Origin of the sequence: Fulvitalea axinellae (genome assembly GCF_036492835.1) — a bacterium.
Taxonomy (GTDB): Bacteria; Bacteroidota; Bacteroidia; order Cytophagales; family Cyclobacteriaceae; genus Fulvitalea; species Fulvitalea axinellae.
In genome coordinates, this window is the sequence record NZ_AP025314.1 from 3,954,316 (window position 1) to 3,973,828 (window position 19,513).

Annotated in this window: 19 protein-coding genes and 1 tRNA gene; 3 read left to right on the forward strand and 17 right to left on the reverse strand. The window is 47.5% G+C overall.

What is annotated here, in order from left to right:
- Positions 1-46: 46 nt before the first annotated feature.
- Entirely contained in the window at positions 47-3,364 is a 3,318-nt protein-coding gene (locus tag AABK39_RS14930; RefSeq protein ID WP_338392144.1) for a two-component regulator propeller domain-containing protein, read from the forward strand.
- A 64-nt stretch (positions 3,365-3,428) separates the two neighbouring features.
- On the opposite strand, the gene AABK39_RS14935 is transcribed toward AABK39_RS14930, so the two are convergent.
- On the reverse strand, positions 3,429-4,667 hold the full coding sequence (locus tag AABK39_RS14935) for a 3-phosphoshikimate 1-carboxyvinyltransferase (protein ID WP_338392145.1): 1,239 nt from the start codon (positions 4,665-4,667) through the stop codon (positions 3,429-3,431).
- Between the two features lie 84 nt (positions 4,668-4,751).
- On the opposite strand from AABK39_RS14935, the gene AABK39_RS14940 reads away from it, so the two are divergent.
- Positions 4,752-5,048, forward strand: a complete 297-nt coding sequence (locus AABK39_RS14940) for a hypothetical protein (protein WP_338392146.1) — start codon at positions 4,752-4,754, stop codon at positions 5,046-5,048.
- A gap of 51 nt (positions 5,049-5,099) precedes the next feature.
- On the opposite strand, the gene aroB is transcribed toward AABK39_RS14940, so the two are convergent.
- Positions 5,100-6,152 (reverse strand): 3-dehydroquinate synthase, encoded by a 1,053-nt coding sequence (aroB, locus tag AABK39_RS14945; protein WP_338392147.1) that lies wholly within the window; start codon positions 6,150-6,152, stop codon positions 5,100-5,102.
- A gap of 94 nt (positions 6,153-6,246) precedes the next feature.
- Positions 6,247-7,341 carry a bifunctional 3-deoxy-7-phosphoheptulonate synthase/chorismate mutase type II gene (locus AABK39_RS14950; protein WP_338392148.1) on the reverse strand — a complete coding sequence of 365 codons (1,095 nt, stop codon included), beginning with the start codon at positions 7,339-7,341 and terminating at the stop codon, positions 6,247-6,249.
- A 132-nt stretch (positions 7,342-7,473) separates the two neighbouring features.
- Here AABK39_RS14950 and AABK39_RS14955 point away from each other — a divergent pair, with 132 nt between their 5' ends.
- The gene (locus tag AABK39_RS14955) at positions 7,474-8,658 is read left to right on the forward strand and encodes a proline dehydrogenase family protein (RefSeq protein WP_338392149.1); all 1,185 of its coding nucleotides are present in this window, start codon (positions 7,474-7,476) and stop codon (positions 8,656-8,658) included.
- 67 nt (positions 8,659-8,725) lie between these two features.
- On the opposite strand, the gene AABK39_RS14960 is transcribed toward AABK39_RS14955, so the two are convergent.
- From AABK39_RS14960 to AABK39_RS15025, 14 genes are all read right to left on the reverse strand, one after another.
- Positions 8,726-9,667: a hypothetical protein gene (locus AABK39_RS14960; RefSeq protein ID WP_338392150.1), complete on the reverse strand. Its 942-nt coding sequence runs from the start codon at positions 9,665-9,667 to the stop codon at positions 8,726-8,728.
- Positions 9,668-9,714: 47 nt separating this feature from the next.
- Positions 9,715-10,194, reverse strand: a complete 480-nt coding sequence (locus AABK39_RS14965; RefSeq protein WP_338392151.1) for a DUF2165 domain-containing protein — start codon at positions 10,192-10,194, stop codon at positions 9,715-9,717.
- Positions 10,195-10,305: 111 nt separating this feature from the next.
- Positions 10,306-10,767, reverse strand: coding sequence for an ExbD/TolR family protein (locus tag AABK39_RS14970; protein ID WP_338392152.1), 462 nt, complete (start codon positions 10,765-10,767; stop codon positions 10,306-10,308).
- 14 nt (positions 10,768-10,781) lie between these two features.
- Positions 10,782-11,342 carry an ExbD/TolR family protein gene (locus AABK39_RS14975; protein WP_338392153.1) on the reverse strand — a complete coding sequence of 187 codons (561 nt, stop codon included), beginning with the start codon at positions 11,340-11,342 and terminating at the stop codon, positions 10,782-10,784.
- A gap of 9 nt (positions 11,343-11,351) precedes the next feature.
- Positions 11,352-11,675: a hypothetical protein gene (locus AABK39_RS14980; RefSeq protein ID WP_338392154.1), complete on the reverse strand. Its 324-nt coding sequence runs from the start codon at positions 11,673-11,675 to the stop codon at positions 11,352-11,354.
- A 50-nt stretch (positions 11,676-11,725) separates the two neighbouring features.
- Positions 11,726-12,568, reverse strand: coding sequence for a MotA/TolQ/ExbB proton channel family protein (locus tag AABK39_RS14985; RefSeq protein ID WP_338392155.1), 843 nt, complete (start codon positions 12,566-12,568; stop codon positions 11,726-11,728).
- Between the two features lie 65 nt (positions 12,569-12,633).
- A tRNA-Ser gene (locus AABK39_RS14990) sits at positions 12,634-12,721 on the reverse strand.
- A gap of 98 nt (positions 12,722-12,819) precedes the next feature.
- Positions 12,820-13,896 (reverse strand): asparaginase, encoded by a 1,077-nt coding sequence (locus tag AABK39_RS14995; RefSeq protein ID WP_338392156.1) that lies wholly within the window; start codon positions 13,894-13,896, stop codon positions 12,820-12,822.
- Positions 13,893-14,666: a TatD family hydrolase gene (locus AABK39_RS15000; protein WP_338392157.1), complete on the reverse strand. Its 774-nt coding sequence runs from the start codon at positions 14,664-14,666 to the stop codon at positions 13,893-13,895. The genes AABK39_RS14995 and AABK39_RS15000 overlap by 4 nt, the downstream gene beginning before the upstream one ends.
- Positions 14,667-14,985: 319 nt before the next feature.
- Positions 14,986-15,621 (reverse strand): polysaccharide deacetylase family protein, encoded by a 636-nt coding sequence (locus AABK39_RS15005; RefSeq protein WP_338392158.1) that lies wholly within the window; start codon positions 15,619-15,621, stop codon positions 14,986-14,988.
- A 118-nt stretch (positions 15,622-15,739) separates the two neighbouring features.
- Positions 15,740-16,960: a PP2C family protein-serine/threonine phosphatase gene (locus AABK39_RS15010; RefSeq protein WP_338392159.1), complete on the reverse strand. Its 1,221-nt coding sequence runs from the start codon at positions 16,958-16,960 to the stop codon at positions 15,740-15,742.
- 75 nt (positions 16,961-17,035) lie between these two features.
- Positions 17,036-17,284 carry a hypothetical protein gene (locus AABK39_RS15015; RefSeq protein ID WP_338392160.1) on the reverse strand — a complete coding sequence of 83 codons (249 nt, stop codon included), beginning with the start codon at positions 17,282-17,284 and terminating at the stop codon, positions 17,036-17,038.
- Between the two features lie 91 nt (positions 17,285-17,375).
- Positions 17,376-18,518 (reverse strand): glycosyltransferase, encoded by a 1,143-nt coding sequence (locus AABK39_RS15020; RefSeq protein ID WP_338394693.1) that lies wholly within the window; start codon positions 18,516-18,518, stop codon positions 17,376-17,378.
- Complete coding sequence (locus AABK39_RS15025; RefSeq protein ID WP_338392161.1) at positions 18,518-19,480, reverse strand: hypothetical protein; 963 nt, start codon at positions 19,478-19,480, stop codon at positions 18,518-18,520. Before AABK39_RS15025 ends, AABK39_RS15020 begins: the two co-directional genes overlap by 1 nt.
- Positions 19,481-19,513 lie beyond the last annotated feature (33 nt).

A 19,513-nucleotide genomic window follows, 5' to 3' on the forward strand; every position in this document is an offset into this window, starting at 1 on the left:
TATAAGTAATTTAGATGAGATATCCACTAAACGCTACACTTACCACATGGGGGTCTTCGCCATTGGCCTGCCAAAAAGTCGCAGGGCATATTTCCTTTTTTTCGCGCTAATCACCCTCCTCAGCAGCGGTCGGAAACTGATCGCACGCAGTAACAGTTTTCATTCACAGTGGCCTTTCGCAAATCTACAGATCCAACATTTTTCGCAAGACGACGGATTGCCTACCGCAGGAGCCCTGTCCATACACCAAAGCAAGTCCGGCTATATATGGATAACGACATTCAGCGGGCTGATACGCTTTGACGGTATCAAAATGGAGGTTTTCAACAAAAAGAAACTCCCTTGGCTCAACAATAACGTCTTTACTGAAATATTCGAAACAAAGGACGGAACACTCTATTTCGGAGGCTATAACGGCCTTTTAATTCGAAAAGAAGGCGAGTGGAAACTTTTGTCCAAAGAGTCCGGGCTGCCCGGAAATGTGGTTAGCGCAATTGCTCAAGGGCGCGACGGCACTATCTGGCTAGGAACAAACAACGGCTTGTGTTTCGTTTCCCCGAACGATTCCATTGTCTCCCTTTCCACACACCGCATATTATCACAAGCAAAAATATACGATATCGCGGCGCAAGGAAGTACAATGTGGGTGACCACCAAGAAATTCGGTGTTTTTGAGATTAATAAAAACGGCACAAGAAGACATTTCGCCAAAGAGGCGTTACACAAAGAATTTCGTCACATACTCTCCTACCCCGAAGAAGGACGGATAAGGTTAAGTACGGATTCCGGTCATCGTGACCTTTTTCCCGAAGGAAGATTCGAAGACATCGGAAAAGCCGACGGCCTTCCTGGCAACAGAAGCAAATCTTTTTATCACGACAGCAAGGGCCGGCTTTGGGTAGGTACAGATACGGGACTATGTATCGCAACCGAAAACGGCTATTCCACTCCGCTTAAACTAAAAGGCATTTCGCATTACCAAGTGGTCGATATTACCGAGGACAGGGAGGGAAATATCTGGGTAGCCACATACCGCAACGGTTTTTTCTATTTAAAAGAAAGCCAATTCTACTTTCTGGGCAAAGACCACGGCTTGTCTGGGGAGGTCGTTTACTGTATCGTCCCCCTTAACAAAAGCTCAAAACTTATCGGAACCAATAACGGAGTCGATATCCTGAAAGGAAACCAACTTCGTCCTTTTCTTGCGAAAGACGCATTGCCTTCCGGGGTTGTCAGAGACATCCTTATCGATTCGAAACGAAATATTTGGGTCTGTACCGAAAGTGGCCTGGCAAGGTTTTCGGAGGATGGGAAACCGCTTCCGATTCTTTCCGAAAACAAAACGACTTGTAGCTACGTGCGCTTGGCCATAGAAGACTCGGACGGAAAAATCTGGCTGGGAACCCGGGAGGGCATCAATGTTTATGACGGAAAACAATTCAGGCTTATTTCGAAAAAGGACGGACTGAAAAGCGATTACATCCTCGGGATGATGGAGGACAGCAAAGGTCAAATATGGGTCAGTACACAAAGCGGGCTAAGCATTATCAAGGACGGAAAAGTAACGAAAACACTCACAAAGAAAGACGGCTTGGCCGGTGACGTCTGCTTCAGGCCTTACGAAGATACCGACAGCATAATCTGGGTTGGTGCAAATGGTGGGCTGAGCCGCATTGACGGCGATTCCATCATGCACTTCTCAAGCCAAGACGGGCTCGCCTCCGACGAAGCTTTTCAGATAATAGAGGACAACGGTCGCCACTTTTGGGTTATCTGCAACGAGGGTGCGTACCAAATCTGCCGGGACTCGATCGATGCGCTGGTCGAAGGGCGTGACAGTCGTATAGAATCTTTGCTCCTGGACCGAAACCTGGGCTTACACGGCGGTACCCCGAACTCCAAAAGTTATAAAGACAAAAAAGGGTATATCTGGCTTTGCACGCAAAAAGGCATCGCTAAACTTAGCCTGAAAAGCATGAGCCAGCGAGGTATCGCCCCAAAAGTCATTATCAGTGACTTAACATTGGACGATACCCAACTCAGCCCGGAAAAAGATGATTTCGTCAAAATAAAACCTTACGGCAACCGACTGGAAATCAGCTTTACGGGAATTCATTTTGAAGCGCCCCAACACCTTCGGTTCCAATACAAACTTGAAGGGTTTGATCCTAAATGGCAAACCGCCAAAAGTCTGCGCAAAGCAGTGTACACGCACTTGCCTCCGGGCGAGTATACGTTCAAAGTGAAAGCCATATGCTACAAAGGCATAGAATCAAGAGGCACCGCAAAGATCAAAGTCGTGAAAGAGCCGCGGTTCTACCAAAGCCTGATCATCCAATTGCTTTTCGGGCTTTCCATTATATTATTGGCTCTCCTGATTTACAGATGGCGACTCAGCGTATTGCGAAACAGAAACGCCATGCTTAAAACCTTAATCTTCGAAAAGACAAGGGAACTCCGCAAAAAAAGCGAAAAACTCGAAGAGCAAACGGCAGACCTGACAAAGATGAGTAGTACGCTCAAGAAGCAAAACGAAGACATTACCGCAGGCATTTATTATGCTCAGACTATACAGTCCGCCATACTTCCACCTACTGAGAAGATCATGGAACGGCTTCCGGAGTTCTTCGTCTATTTCAACCCCAGAGATATCGTTTCCGGCGATTTCTACTGGTTCCATACTACTCCAAACAAGACATTCATAGTGGCCGCCGATTGTACTGGCCACGGCGTTCCCGGCGCTTTTATGAGCCTGATCGGTAGCATGGCTTTAGATAACGCGGTGATCAAAAACGAATTATCCGATGCCGCCAGCATACTTACCACTGTCGACGGGTATGTCCGCCAGGCCCTTAAACAAGAGCAAACGCGTAACCACGACGGCATGGACATCGCTATGTGCATACTGGACCACGAAAACAAAAAACTAAATTACGCCGGCGCCAAACGGCCACTCGTATATGTGGACCAAGACGACAACAGCCAACCTCAACTTCACACCATAAAAGGTTGCCGTGATTCCATTGGCGGAAGTTTCGATACTTCTCCACTTAACTTCAAGAATCATTATGTGGAACTCCACAAAAAAACGAGCTTCTATATTTTCTCCGACGGCTACCAAGACCAGTTTGGCGGAGTCTTCGGCAAAAAATTCATGAGCAAACAGTTTACGCAGTCACTTCTCGACATTCAGCACTTTAGCATGAAAGAGCAGAAGTCTCTTTTACACAAAAAAATAAGTGATTGGCAAGGCAAAACCCCGCAAGTGGACGATATGCTAATTGTCGGCTTCCAGCTAGATCCTGACGAGATTCAGTTGCCGGAAGTAAAGCATATCGGCGAAGGCATTCCTATGTACCAATAAAGCGTTTCTGACACATACAACAAAGGACGGCCAATGACCGTCCTTTAGTATTTTGCACCAAAACTTAAGACAGCTCAACGCCGACCCCTTCAATATCTTCCCAAAAACTCGGGTACGATTTGGCCACCACACCGGGCTCCTTCACCGTAATCGTTTTTTTACTAGCCAAAACAGAAAGACACATTGCCATGCGGTGGTCGTCATAAGTATCAAAAACTAACTCGTCCTCCCACTCAGCCCAGTTTTTGTCCGATTTCAATCGCCACAAACCAACTTCGGGCTCTTCTATCGTCGCTCCGATCTTACCCAATTCGGTTTGCAAAGCGACAATCCGATCCGTCTCCTTGATCCGAAGACTCTCCAAACCGACCATTTCGCAGTCAATTCCCGCCCCGGCACAGTAAGTGGCCACTGTTTGGGCCAAATCCGGGCAATCCGAAAAGTCGATCCTGCCGGGATTCCCAACAGGGACTTTCACCAAACAGACCCCATCTTCCTCGAAAACCGACTTTACGCCCAATTCCGACATTATCTCCGCAATGCGGATATCGCCTTGCAAAGAGTTCTTCTTCAGCCCCAACAGTTTCAACTCGGCAACATCCGCAAGGCCGGCCCAAGCGTACCAATAGCTAGCTCCCGACCAGTCCGACTCAACCGCAAAACCAGAGGTTTTATAAGGCACGGGCTCAACTTTAATCGTGTCATCGGAAACAAAAGAAGCCTTCGCCCCGAAATCCCGCATCAAAGCCAAAGTCATTTCGATATATGGCCTGCTCCCGATCTTGCCGGTCAATCGCAATGTTAATCCACGCTCCAACACAGGCCCCACCATCAACAGAGCCGATACATATTGGCTGGAAACATCGCCACGGATACTCAGAGTATCTGTTTTTTGCTCAAAATCACCGTCAATTTCCAGTGGCGGATATCCGTCCTCCGCTTTGTATGATAAGCTGGCGCCCAGTTCATTCAACGCGTCTACCAATGTTCCTATAGGGCGTTCACACATTCTGGGCGTTCCCGTAAGCGTGGCTTTCTGGCCTTTTACGGCCAAATAAGCGGTCAGGAAGCGCATGGTAGTGCCCGCATCGCGGACATCAAGAACATGATCTTCGCTGGATAGCAAACGGAGCATAGTCCGAGTATCGCGCGCGGCCGAGAGGTTCGTCAAAGAACCATCGCCTCCGGCCAAGGCATTTATGATTAGCGCCCTGTTACTCTCGCTCTTCGATGCCGGCAACGGAATATCCGCAGGCCTGAGCGAAGGCGTTTTCGCAAGGGTCAATTCGATTTTATCGTTCACAAGTCAGTGGTTGAAAAGCCAAACATTTCTTACACAGCCGGGGTTCCATTCCAGTAGAGGAAAGGGACCTAACTCATACCAACTATGCGCAAGTATAAATGTCATTCAGACCGGGCCGGGCTCAGCGCCGACCTGATCAAAGAAAAATTACTACACCATCATATGGAGAAAAGAACTACCCAGTACTTGGTCGCTGGCTTGGCACTTGGCGGTATCATTGGCGCCGGTGTGGCAGCGTACTGCCATTGGAAGAAGAAATGCCGTCACTCCTGTCCGCCACCGCACCATGACCGAATGGAGCCCGAAGGTGGGGAACATTACGGAGCGGAAAGACGGGACTACGAGGAGGAACGCCACGATCGGCCCAAGAGAAGGCATTAATCCAACACCCAACATTGACTGGGGAGCCTGATTCTTTGAGTCAGGCTATTTTTATCTTTTCACCGGCAAACCGGCGTAATACCTCAAGGCATCGAGTATCTCGGCCCTGTCCAAAGCCACGTCGAATGTGGCTTTCCCCAAAGTTTCAAGCAACGCGGCCATTACCACACCGCCCTCGTTCTTCTTATCCTGAAGAGTATTGTCGGCAATAGCTTCAAAATCCGCTTCCGGAATTTCGTGCAATCCGTACGCTTCCGTTATTTCACTAACGATATCTTCAAGCACCTCTTCTGCCAATCCCAACTTCTTCACTGAAAGATAGCTTTCGCAGATCATTCCCGCCGCAATGGCTTCGCCATGCAACAAACGTCCGTCGGGACTATCCAAATAGAAGGTTTCGATAGCGTGACCGATCGTATGTCCAAAGTTCAGGATCTTTCTTAATCCTTTTTCTGTTGGGTCCGAGGTCACCACTTTGCTTTTGATCGCAACGGAATGCTCGACTACTGTCGCCCAATCGGCGGTTTTTAAATCCAGACTTTTCAGTTCCTCCCAATGACTGGCGTCCGCAATCAAAGCGTGCTTCAGTATTTCGGCGTAGCCGGAACGGATTTCACGAAAAGGTAAAGTCTTCAGAAATTCAGAAGAGATAAGAACGGCTTGGGGTTTTTGGAAAACACCGATATGGTTTTTGAATCCTTCAAAATCGATCCCCAACTTTCCACCAACACTGGCGTCTACTTGCGAAAGCAAAGTCGTGGGCAGGTTAACGAAATCAATTCCGCGTTTATATGTCGCAGCACAAAAACCGCCCATATCACCAATCACTCCACCGCCTAGGTTCACGACCAATGCTTTTCTATCAAAAGCCTCGTCGGTAAGCGCGCGCCAGATATCGGTACAAGTAGAAAGGTTCTTGTTTTCTTCCCCGCTTTGGATTTTCACCAAAACATGAGATGGCAAGGCGCCTTTCACCAAAGGGTAACAGTCCCTTTCGGTGTTTTCGTCCACCACCAAGGCCACTTTTGTGTACTTCCGCCCATCCAAAAACGCTCTCAGCGCCACTGAAGGGTTATCAACAATCCTTACGTTATCAGGTAACATAATCTCGGAATTTGTCTGTTGAGTCATATATACGGGAAAACCCCGTGCCATTTCACGGGGCTTCCTGTATTTCACAAATATGTCGTGGACTGGATTAAACTCCCGCCTCTTTCTTTTCCAAAATATCCATCTGACGACGTACGGCGGCCTCATGGATATGCGTAAACACTTCGAACATCATGTCCTGGTTCAAGCCAAGTTCTTTGGCCCAATCCGAACGCGTCTTGAGGATCTCGTCCCAACGGCGCATCTGGAAAACGGTCACGTTATTGTCGCGCTTGTAGTTTCCGATTTTATCCACCACTTTCATACGCTCGGCAAGCGTATCGAAAAGTTCGCGGTCAAGCTGGTCAATCTGCTCGCGAAGCTCAGTAAGTTGAGAGTTGAACTCTACGTTTCCAGAGCTAGCGGTAGGAATGCTAAGTCCTTCGACAATCTCCGAAAGAACGTCGGGCGTAACCTGCTGTTTAGCGTCACTCCAAGCGTTAGCCGGGTCGCGGTGCGACTCGATCATCAGTCCGTCGAAATCGAGGTCCATAGCCTTTTGGCTCAACTCAGCGATAAGGGCGCTGTCGCCGGCAATGTGGCTAGGGTCGCAAATCATCGGCAACTCAGGATACTCGCGCTTGAGTTCCAACGCAAGGTGCCAAGACGGGATATTACGGAAACGGGTCTTCTTATGCGAAGAGAACCCGCGGTGAATAGCTCCAATTTTAGTAATTCCCGCACCTGCGATACGCTCCATCGCGCCAATCCACAATGCGAGATCTGGGTTAATCGGGTTTTTGACCAACACAGGAACATCCACTCCGCGCAGGGCATCGGCAATATCCTGCATGGTAAACGGGTTCACTGATGAGCGGGCACCTACCCAAAGAACATCGATTTTGGCTTCCAAAGCCTGCTCCACGTGCTGGGCCGTGGCTACTTCCACTGCGAACTTCACGTCCTCGGGAACTTGGGTGCGGATATTATTGATCCAACCCAAAGCGTCTTTCCCAATTCCTTCAAAAGTTCCGGGGCGAGTTCTCGGCTTCCACACGCCCGCGCGGATAGTTTTTACTCCTTTTTCAACTAAGGCGAGGGCTGTCTCTGTGAGTTGCTCCTCGGTTTCGGCACTGCATGGGCCCGAAATCACCCAGGGTTTGTCCTCGGCGACACCCCAGTTTTTTAACGGTTCGATCTGCATGGTACTATGGTAAATTGATAAAATTTCACTAGATTAGGTTAGCTGGAAAGTTATCTTCGCCCAGTAACTCAGCGACAAACCCTGTTCGTTCACCCACCGGACAGACACATCTAACAACTTAACCTAAAACCTATGAATCAACTGGCGATCATGAACTTCGAAAATACTAAAATTGCTTTTTCCCCCAAATCAAATAACGATTTAAAGCAAGCCTATTTCCTGTTTTCATCCATGAAAAGCCCTTCATTGGTGAAATTCGGTACTTCTTGCATCAATTTGGCGCTGAAATTACACCTTCCTATCGAAGGGATAATTCGTAAAACGCTATTCCGCCAATTCTGTGGCGGCGTTTCCATCACTGACAGCCAGTCCACTATCGAGACTTTGGGCAAGTTTGGCGTTGGGACAATACTGGATTACTCGGTCGAAGGTGCGGACAGCAAGGAAAGTCATAAGCATACAGTCGAAGAAGTTCTCCGGACGATTGCCCTCGCTAAGGACAACGACCACATGCCGTTTTGCGTATTCAAACCAACCGGAATCGGTTCGGCCACTTTGATGGAAAAGATCCAGCTCAAAGAGCCCTTAACCGAGGCGGAGCGGGAAGAATTCCAAGAAATCCGGAACAACTTCGACAGAATTTGCACCAAAGCCCATGATAACGACGTCAGGCTGTTTATCGATGCGGAAGACAGCTGGTATCAGGAACCTATCGACATGTTGGTGTATGAGATGATGGAGAAACACAACCGGAAAAAAGCCATCGTTTTCAATACTTTCCAAATGTACCGCACAAATATGTTGGAAAGGTTGTCTGAAGCCGTATCCAAAGCTGAAAAAGACGGATACTACTTCGGGGCGAAGCTGGTGCGAGGCGCTTATATGGAAAAAGAAAGGGAACGCGCCGAAGAAAAAGGTTATGCGGACCCGATTATGCCAAACCACGAAGCCACCAACAAACAATTTGACGACGGTATTCGCTTGTGCTTTGAACACAGGGATTTCGTTTCGGTCGCTTGTTGTTCGCATAATGAATCGAGCAATAAGTTACTCGCTGGGCTTATCGAGGAAAACGATCTCTCGCAAACCGACCCTCGATTCTACTTCGCTCAGCTTTATGGCATGAGTGATCATATTTCATATAATTTGGCTGAAGCGGGCTTTAATGTAGCCAAATACGTTCCTTATGGTCCAGTAAGAGAAACAATGCCATACCTTTTCAGGAGAGCGGAGGAAAACACTTCCGTAGCCGGACAGACGGGCAGAGAATTAAAGTTGATTCAGCAAGAACTGAAAAGACGGAAAAACGAAAAATAAAAGTGACTGAAAAATGGGGACCTAGCGTCCCCATTTTTATTCCAGCACAAACCACACTCTCCCTTCCTTATTCTGACATCCCCTCCAATCTGTACATAATTGTGGTTCGTCCAGCTGTGGTTCCCGAGATTTCGTCCACCAACAACAGCCCAATTCGTCCGTCAGACAAACGAACCGCCAGCACCGGCTTACTTTCTTCCTGCAATTGATTAACGGCAGCTAAGTCAGGGTTATAATCTTTTGACCTAAAAAGCTCTCTCAAGCCTTGAGTTGTCGTCACATTATCAAAATCGGCTTGGCTTAGATCGGTTCTTACAAACCTTGTTTCCTTTCGTGTCGCCCAATTTTGTGTGCCCTGCTCGATTTCTCCGCTTGTTGCCGTTCCCCAATCCGGAGAAAATACCGTTGCCTTATTATTTATCGACTCTGTATAAACATAACCCAAATCCGACTTATCGGCCTCGACCGCATCAAATCGATAACGGATAAGGTTACCCGGGGCAAAGAAAACGTAACTGGGATCCGAGAGGTTTTGCGAAGCCGAACCTAACACAAACTGCCCTGTCCTGAGTTCCGGATATTCCGTAACATCAAATACAAGAATAGTCGATGCGGTATTATCATCTGAATTCTGGGCGAACAACCTGATTGTGGTCCGATAGGTCAACTTTCCCAATTCAGCGTCATGAGTTGAATTCTGTAAAAATGCTTCGATCTCAGAAGGGTCCGTTAGCGGAAAGTGAAAATTACCGATACTCAAGTTCGTCGTCACCTCCTCATGCCCTCCATCGGGTTTAGGTATCAGCTCCGTTTTTGTTAATTCTATTCTGTTAATCTTGCGCCCTATAAGCCCTACTTGTATCGTTATATCTTCATCGGGAAGCACCTTTACCGTTCCTCCTTTCCCGTTATACAGCAAAGTGACCATTGGAGCGTTCTCCTCATCATTATCGGTACAGGCCACCGACATCAGGAGCAATATTATCCAGAATAAATTCAGCCGTCGCATACAGTATTGATTTTTACTTAATGCAACACGCAATTCCTTACATGGTTTCAGATACGTTTATCGGGAATTTTGAGAGCCACAGCCGTAAGCAACGCTGTCGTTAAGTTCCACATCGCCACCTGCCTTGCGTCCCATCCCTTGGCTCTCCACATCTGAAAATACTCTCCGCCAACCACATAAAAACAGACAAAAAAGAGAAAAATGACAACCAACAGTCCGTAACCGGCTATTTGACGACCTCGGGAATCATCTTTCCGAATATTTAAAAACATTAGGAAACTCCCTGCCGTACACAGAATAGCTGACGCAAATTCCAATATGATTATCGATATATATGCTATTTTCTGAAAACTCTCATTTAGGATCGCCCGTGTCTTATATCCCTCGCCTTCCACCAGGTCCATACTTAGTATATGCTTGATGTATTCCCAGTTCACTTCAGGGTCGGCAACATTACCTATCGACACTAACCACATCTGTAAGGCAATACCCAAAACCATTACCAATTTAATCAACCTGAATTCCATACGCTCACGTGTAGTATATATAAGCTTCAAGCTGATTCAGACAAAAAAGTTATAAACGAAAAAAGCCTGACCGAGTAGGTCAGGCTTTGAATTTTTATCAGAAAGTTATTCTTAAAGACTAACCTTCTTTGTAGAAGCGTAAAGTACCTTGAGGGCACTCGCTTTCTTGAGTTCTTCCTGCACATCACTGATGATACCCATCTTAGCGTCCGAGTCAACTTTCATTGACATTGTGATCCTGTTACGGTCCACTTCAGGAAGCTTATCCTTCTCAGTGTTAACGTACTGAACGATAGCCTCAGGCTCCATCAATACGTCGTTGAGCTGGATTTTCGGCTCGCTACCATACTTATCTTGGTCTTTAGGCGAACCGATATAGATGTAACTTACCAGTGATTTCTTCTCAATCTTGCTAAGCTCAGTGGCTTGTGGCAAGCGCTGGTTTACCAAGATATCGTCAGTACGCATCACGGTTGTAACCATGAAGAAGAACAAAAGCATGAAGATAATGTCAGGCAAGGCCGAAGTCGGAATTTCCTGACTAGCACTAGTTTTCTTCTTAAACTTTGACATTTGCTCTCCTCTTTTTAGTTACCTCCTGCGCTACTTGGCTCAGCGATAGAGATGTTTTTAGGAAAATCTTTTCTTGCTTTGTCGTACAAAGCTTTGTCCTTGGGCTTCTTCAAGTCCAGATTACGGAATTCCTCAGCCGTAAGCCCTACTCTAGAACCGTACATCTCGTTGTAGGCGCGGTTCAACACGTCCAAAATCTCGATGTATGTTTTATAGCTGGTACCGCGGTCAGTCTTAAACGACACAACGGCCTTAACTGGGCTTACCGACAATTTAGGATCCTTATCATAGTTCAGAACGAACTTTTTAAGATCAGGAACCATATCGTCAATAGACTTGGTCCATAACTCGTCTTCAACCTGGATACGGTCAGCAGAGTTCACGTAAATCTTAAAGATGTCACGGTCATTCTTTTTGATATCCGGCTGATCCTGATCGAGCTTAGGAGGAAGTTTCAATGGAATACCTTTATCCGAAGCGATGGTGGTAGTCACCAAGAAGAAGATCAAGAGCAAGAACGCAATATCCGCCATGGATCCGGCGTTTACTTCGGCGGCCTGTCTCTTTTTTTTCATAGCTCCGGTTTATTTAATAAGGTCGTGTACCCAAGTGAAAACAATTCCGATAAACGAAAGGGCGATCAATACGTAAGTTGTATTCAACATAGCTCCAACGAGCTGAGAATCTGACGCATCAACACCCGCTTTAGTGTAAACGGCAGTCACCTCATTGCCAGCGAAGCTGTAGCCCAGTCCGAAGATCACGGCAAGCGCAATCAAACCGACCAAACCGCCCAAAAGACCTTTGGGGTCGCTCATCGCATTAATAAGTGGCAATACGATCGCGCCCAAAAGGCAGAGAGCGATCAGGATATACGCCGCGTTGAGTCCAATATCGATAAAATCCATTTTGTCTCTTTTTAGTGGTTAGACATAAGGAAAATAAACTGACCTAAGAATTACTTCTTAGTCAACTCGTGCTGTACGAGGATGTCAACCAAAGAGATTGAAGCATCTTCCATGTCGTTAACCAAAGAGTCAACTTTAGATACGCAGTAGTTGTAGAACAACTGGAGGATAACGGCCACAATCAGACCGGCAACAGTTGTCAAAAGGGCAACTTTAATACCACCGGCTACGAGAGCTGGAGAGATGTCACCAGCAGCCTGGATAGCGTCAAATGCACCGATCATACCGATTACAGTACCCATGAAACCAAACATAGGAGCCAATGAGATGAAGAGTGAGATCCATACGAGACCTTTCTCCATACGTCCCATTTCAACCGAACCGTAAGAAATGATCGACTTCTCAACCATCTCGATACCTTCAGTGTAACGCATCAAACCTTGAGTAAAGATTGAAGCTACAGGTCCGCGAGTATTTTTGCAAACTTCTTTAGCGGCTTCAACTCCACCTTGACTCAAAGCGTCCTCAACTTTCTGCAACAACTTCTTAGTGTTAGTAGTCGCAAGGTTCAAAGTGATGATACGCTCGATAGCAACGGCCAAGCCGATGATCAAACACAACAACACGATTCCCATAAACTCGGCGCCACCTTCGATGAATTTCTCTTTGATAGCGTAACGGAAGCTTTGAGCCTCCTCAGGAGCGGCAACAGCCTCTTCCTCAGCTGCGGTAGACTCCTGCACGTCAACAGTAGCGGGAGCAACCTCTTCGGCAGCTGTAGTATCAGTTTGTGTTTCTGTAGCAACCGCGGCCTCGTCCTGCGCAAGCGCCAAATTCGAAGCACCGAAAGTCAATGACCCGGCAACCATCAATAAAGCAAATAACCTTTTCATAGTTCAGTTTTTAGATAAATCCTGCTATTCTACCGTTTTCTTTTTCGTGACACATAAAAAAGTTGCAGAGAGGAAGGGATTCGAACCCCCGGTACCCTTTTGGGGTACACCCGCTTTCCAGGCGAGCACCTTCAGCCACTCGGTCACCTCTCTAAAAAATCACCCTAACTGGGATTGATCATGTCCACAAATAAATCAATAAAAATCCCGATATGCAAGAACCCCGAGATTTTTTAAACTAAGTTCTTCATTTAACTCATTTCTCCGCATAGGGGCACTTGCAACCATTTCTTGACACTTTCAGTATCGTTAAGGTTACCCAACAAGTACATCATTTTCGTCACCGCCGCTTCGGTTGTTATATCCCGGCCGCTAATTACTCCTATTCCGTCGAGCTGGGCGCTGGTTGCGTAGCGTCCGTGCAACACCTTGCCGCCGGCGCATTGCGAAACGTTCAGGATGACGACCCCTCGGCTAACGGCGGCTTCCAATTCCTCAATGAACCACGGGTCAGTCGGAGCGTTACCCGAGCCAAAGCTTTCAAGCACAACACCCCTTAAGCCCGGCACACGCAACACATTACTAACCACAGACTTAGATATAGCAGGGAATAACCTCAAAACCAACACGTTGGAATCGAACGCCGTATTGAAGTTGATAACGCCGTAAGGGTTATAGGGCATGATCACGTCGGAATTGTAATCAATCGTGATTCCGGTCCGCGCCAATGGCGGGTAATTTTCCGACTCGAAAGCTGCGAAAAGGCTACTTTTTTCCTTTTGCGCCCTATTGCCCCGAAACAGTTTGTAGTCGAAAAATATACCGACTTCGGGAACCCTTGGCTTACCGTTTTTCTTAGACTTCGCAATCTCCAAAGCCGTCAGCAAATTCGCCCGTGCGTCAGTACGGCGAGCCCCCATGGGCAGTTGCGCACCAGTAAAAATCACAGGCTTGTTCAATCCCTGCAAAATATAACTTACGGCAGATGCGGTATACGCCATGGTATCGGTGCCGTGCAACACCACAAAACCGTCATATTGCTGATAATTCTCCTTGATTATCACCGCGATATTAGCCCAATCCTTCGGCCCTACGTTCGACGAATCGAGAGAAACGGGAAAAGAGATCACCGTCATCAAAATATCCAATTCGCTCAACTCCGGAACACGCTCCACAATCTCGTTAAAACGCATCGGAACCAAAGCGCCCGACTCGTCCTTAACCATACCCAACGTTCCGCCGGTATATATAATAAGAACATTGGCCTTGGGCCTTCTTTTCGGGTTTGTAACAATTTTTGTTATCCTGTATTTTCCTGCCTCTCTCATTCCAATCCGAAAAGTTTGTTTGCGTTTTTCGTAGTAACTCTAGCCACTTCACCTACTTCCACCCCTTGGTATTCGGCGATCTTGCCGGCGATGTACGGCAAGTATTCGGGACTGTTGCGCTTGCCCCGGAACGGTACCGGAGCCAAATAAGGAGCGTCGGTCTCCAACAATATTTTGTCGAGGGGCACATCAGGCAAAACTTTGTCCAAACCTCCGTTTTTGAAAGTGCTCACCCCACCAATGCCCAAGTATAAACCAGTGTCCAACGCCTTTTTGGCCTGCTCCGCATCTCCGCTAAAGCAATGGAAGACACCGGTAAGAGATCCGTCTTGCGCTTTTGCGATTTCGTCTATTGTCAGGTCTATTGACTCCCGACAGTGCAACACCACCGGCAAATTCGATGACTTGCCCAATTCCACTTGCGCACGCAAGGCTTCCACTTGTATACCTTCAGTGCTTTTATCCCAATAAAGGTCTATCCCTATCTCGCCTACGGCGTAATACTTGTGCTCGCCAAGCGTCTTTTCCACAAAAGAGACCTGATCTTTCCAATTTTCATTTACGGAACAAGGGTGAATCCCCATCATGGGCAGGCAATAATCCGGATAGCGACGTTCAACATCAAGCATCGCTTCAACCGATTCTTCATCGATATTGGGCATCAGTATTTTGGAAATCCCTTCGCTCTTGCAACGCCCGATCACCTCATCCAGATCCGACTCGAATTTCCTACTGAAAACATGCGCGTGCGTGTCAATCAACTCCATCATAATTACCTGTCTTTACCGCTTAAAAAACGCCGGTTTGCAGCGTCCATAAATTCATTCTCATAACGAACACACGAAAGCCAGCGTCATGGTTCGCTAGCTTCGGCAACATCGCCAATTCTCACAAAATAAAGGAAATTCAACTTCATTTAATAATAAATTAGGCAGACTAAGGCAAAAAAGAAAAAAAGACTCCCACACGACATCGTTCCCGACAAAAATATCATATCATTAATTCACTGGCTTTGAAAAGACAAAAATTGCCAATTCAGCAAAAAAACAAGTCAATTGCAAAAATAAAATCAAGACCCAAAAGTGAATATTACATATCAAGCAATTGAAACCCGAAATCTTGAAGCGCAAAATAATCTAAAAACTCAGGCAACACGCCACGCAAGTTTTTTTTTGCTTTCACACTATCATGAAACACCACTAACGAACCCGGACGAGTCAAACGAGAAGACCTGGAAAGACACAACTTCCGGGAAAGCCTAGCGTCGTAATCCACTGTCAGCACGTCCCACATCACCACCGTTTTCATGGTTTTCAAAACCTTCAGTTGACCTCTGCTTATTCTCCCATGAGGCGGACGGAAAAGACGCGTTTCCAAACCTGTAACATCACGTATAATTTCGTCACAAAGCCTAACCTCTTCCAAGTATTTCTCAACACTCATCCCCCAGCCTACTACATGATGAAAAGTGTGGTTACCGACAGAATGTCCCCGTTCCACCACCTTCCTGGCAACTTGCGGATGTTTTCTCACATTATCCCCAACCCAGAAAAAAGTAGCCTTGGCCCCAACCCTATCCAATTCGTCCAAAACGAACTCCGTTTCGCAGGGTATCGGTCCGTCATCGAAAGTGAGATAGATCTCGTTCTTTTCGGTCGGGATATCCCATACGCACGAAGGCATCAGCCTTTTCAACAACTTCGGGGTTCTAAGCGGTATAATCATGCGGCAAATATAAAAAAGCTTCCGGCCGGAAACGGGGCATTCGCAAAAATCAACAAAAAACCGGAGCCCGCCACTTTGGCGAACTCCGGTTTTCATATATGGCAGGCTCGAAATTAATTTATCCACCCACCCGGCAAGTCAGCAACGTAATATCGTCGCTCCATTTGTCGTGGCCGGCAAATTCTCTCACACTGCCCAACAGCCCCGTATGCATCTCTTTTAGCTCCAACTTCGCGCTATCATTCAGGTAACTGACCAAACGCTCCTGACCAAACTCCACGCCTTCTTCGTCAAAGCATTCGGTAAGGCCGTCCGTATAGCAGAACAGAGTAAAATCCTCAAGTCCGGAAATCGTGCCCTCGTTCAGAAACGGCAACGGATCGAAGAAGCCCAAAACAGTAGTCCCGTCCTTCAACAACTGGATATGTCCTTTGCCATCAAACAAAACAGGCGGATTATGCCCGGCATTCACATAACTGAACAGCTTGGTCCGGCGGTCGTAAGAAGCGATGAAAAACGTAATGAAATTATCGGTACCGGCTCCCTTGATCTGAAAATTGAGTTCCGCCACGATTTCTTTCAGGCATGTCGTCTTTCTGGCGATCGTGCGCAACGAAGCCTGGAAATTCGACATCAGCAAAGCCGCCGGAACACCTTTGCCGGAAACATCGGCGATACAGATCAAGAAACTGTCTTCGTCAAAAGGAATAAAATCGTAATAATCCCCGCCTACGGAATGGTGCGGTTTATAATCGGCCACCACTTTTACGAAACCGCTTTGCGGCAACGAATCGGGCAAGAGCATCTTCTGGACATTAGCCGCGATCTCCATTTCCTTGTTGAAAATCTCCTGCTTCATCTGCTTGCGGGCCAACTTTTTATTCTCAATGGCCACAATGATGATATTACTCAAAGCCTGCACGAAGTTGGTGTTCACGTACAGCGCCTCACCAGTCTCATTGGTTCTTCCAGAAAGGAAAACAAAGGCCAAGATATCGTCCTTGTGAGCGATCGGAATCACCTGCTCAAACTCGTCGAAAGCCGATTCGCACATCGAATGGTCGATCAGGCCGGTGTGCGGACGGTCCAAAAACACCCTGTCAAGAGGGATTTCCGAGAAATCGGCCTCCGTCCCGAAGTTCGCCTTGCAAGTCCACTTCTCGTCCTTTACGTAAAGCGTCAGCTTGCTGATATTCAAACTGGCCCTCAAGGTAAAATCATATATTTTGTATAGCGACTGCTCGGGCAAATTGCTGTTGATCGCCTGCGTAATTTCCAGCAGGGCGTTCAACTCCATTTCCTTCAGCTTATACTTGCTTTCAACCGACTCGATGTCCATCTGTCCAAATTTTCCCGGCCAAGCCGGACTCTCAATGTATTAAAGAAAAACGCCAGCGCCCACCTTTCCGTATGCTTATCGCATATTGTGTTCCATTAGCCCCTCTTTCGTTGCCAGAAAATAGCAAGAAGCGAGCCCTCCTCGCCAAGAATCGTCGGCAAACTCCTCGTCCGGCGTCCGGAGAGGCTTTACCCAGCCTTTCCCAACCAACTCCGGCAACACTTCCGACAGCTCCGGTTCCGCCACACCTGACTCTTCGGCGAGCGCTTGGAAAGATATCGGAAAATATAATTCGTCAAGAATATCGTACTCGATTTCTGTCATAACCCTAATTTAGATGTTCAAACCCGCATCCGGCAACTTACTTATTCAGACCAACCATTTTTGAAGATAAACGGCGATTCAAGCCACCGGACTACCCTTTTACCGGCCGAGCCTTTTCGTTCGGCGCTTCGTATTTTCTTCCTTTCCATTCGTAGCCTCCCCTGTTGGCCGTAAAACCGACCACCACGGCATACAAAGGATACAAAATCCCCGTGAGCATAAAGCTTGGAAAGCCAGGAACATCCTCTTTATTGAAAAAGAAAACCTGGAGGAAAACATACTCACTCACTAATTTAACCGCTTGTTGGGAAACAAGCAGCCACCACGGCAAAAAACCGGAAAAAGAAAACGCGTAAGCCGACAAATTCATCAAATGAAAAGCCAATACGGAAAGCGCCACAACGGCTGTCAACCCAAAACCCGAGGCGTTCCACTTCCCCGCCCAACGCCTTCTTTGCGAAAGAAATTTCTTCAGATTTTCCTGAGCTCCGGTTCGTACCAGAACATTCGCGCCAGCGACATATTCCACTCCGCCCGGATACGACTCTTTTATTTTTCGTAAAAGAAATTCATCGTCACCCGAAGGAATATGGGCATTTCCCTCATAGCCTCCCACTTCCAAAAAAACATCTTTCCGAAAAGCCATATTCGCCGCATTGCAAAAGAGCGGACTACCGGATTTAATCGCTACGCCCGCTACCATTCCCAAAGCCGCCATCTCCCAAGTCTGGGCTTTTGACAAAAAACCGCCATCGGGCTGAATATAAACGGGAGCGCAAACCATTTTCACTTTTTCGTCGGAAAAACCGCCCGCCAAACCGGCGAGCCAAACCGATTCCATCCAACAATCGGCGTCGGTAACGGCAATCACGTCGCCGGTTGCCTGCGTAACCCCGTAAGCTACCGCCGATTTTTTTCCTTGTCCGATATTATCCAGAATCCGCAAATTCGGCAAACGATCGCTCCACGCCTCCAACACGCTTCGGGTAGCGTCGTCCGAATGGTCGTTCACCACTATTATTTCCTCCGGCTGAAATTGCTGACCGCCCAAAGCTTCCAATAAACGCCCGAGCGATTTTTCCTCGTTTCTGGCCGCTACCAAAACGCTTATCTTTAAGCCGTCAGAAGAAGTTTTTTGAGAGTCGCCAACGGCCAGCCATTTCTTGCGGACAACCAAAAGCCCTACGGCATAAAAACAAGTCAGCGAGAACAATACGCCGGCAAATATCCACATCACAACCATTTTCCTTTTCTTAAGAAAAATAAACCCACCAAAGCCGGCAACACCCTATTCAGCGCCCACAAAACCAAACTGGCCTGAACCACCGGCGCCACATTTTCCGTAAACATTCCGAAAAACAAAACGCTGGAAGCTTCCCGAATCCCGGCGTCACCCAAAGCGTTGAAAGTCGGCGAGACCGTTTTGGCCAGAAAAACCCATGCGATTCCGGCCATCATCACCTCCACGGGCAACGAAACGCCGAAAAGCCACAAGGCCAACAAGTATTGCAGAAAGAAGATTCCGTACCGGACAAAAGCCAAAACGAACACTCTGGCGAGCAACTCCGGCGCCAGACATGTAGCGTTAACTTTCAGAAAACGAGCCCAAAGTTTCAGTCTCGGAAAAGCTCTTTTGGCGAAAAACGGAGACACGCAAAGCAACACGATCACCAAAACCAGAAAAGCATACCCGTAAGGAAAATCAAAGGCGGATTGTCTTTCCCAATAAATTAAGGCGCAGAGCCCAAACAAAAGCGTCCAGACCATTTGCGAAGCGGAACCGACCGCCACAGGCACCAATGCGCTACGACGTCCCAAGTTTTTCGAGAAACCGATTCTTCCCACAAAAGCGCCCGCACCCTGAGGCATCCAAATTCCGCAGGCAACACCGGCCAAAACGCCTTTAAAAGCCTCGGCGAAACTTAATCGGGACACCGGCCGTAACGACTCTTTCCATTTCAAAGCCTCCAACGCCCAGTTCAAGGGCATCAGCCCAACCAATGCCAAAACATAGACGGATCCGCCAAAGGTAAAAACACCGGGCAACGCCAACAATCCCGCTCCCCTTTCGGAAAGCTCGGCAAACAGGTACAGCAAGGCCGCGAGCATCAGCCCGGCTTTCACCAGCGCGTTCAGCGCCTCGGATTTGAGCCACAAACCCAGCCTTTCCGCCCGAATTACCCTATATTGCGACATTGGTCATCTTGCTTAAAAACCCGGCAGGGAAAA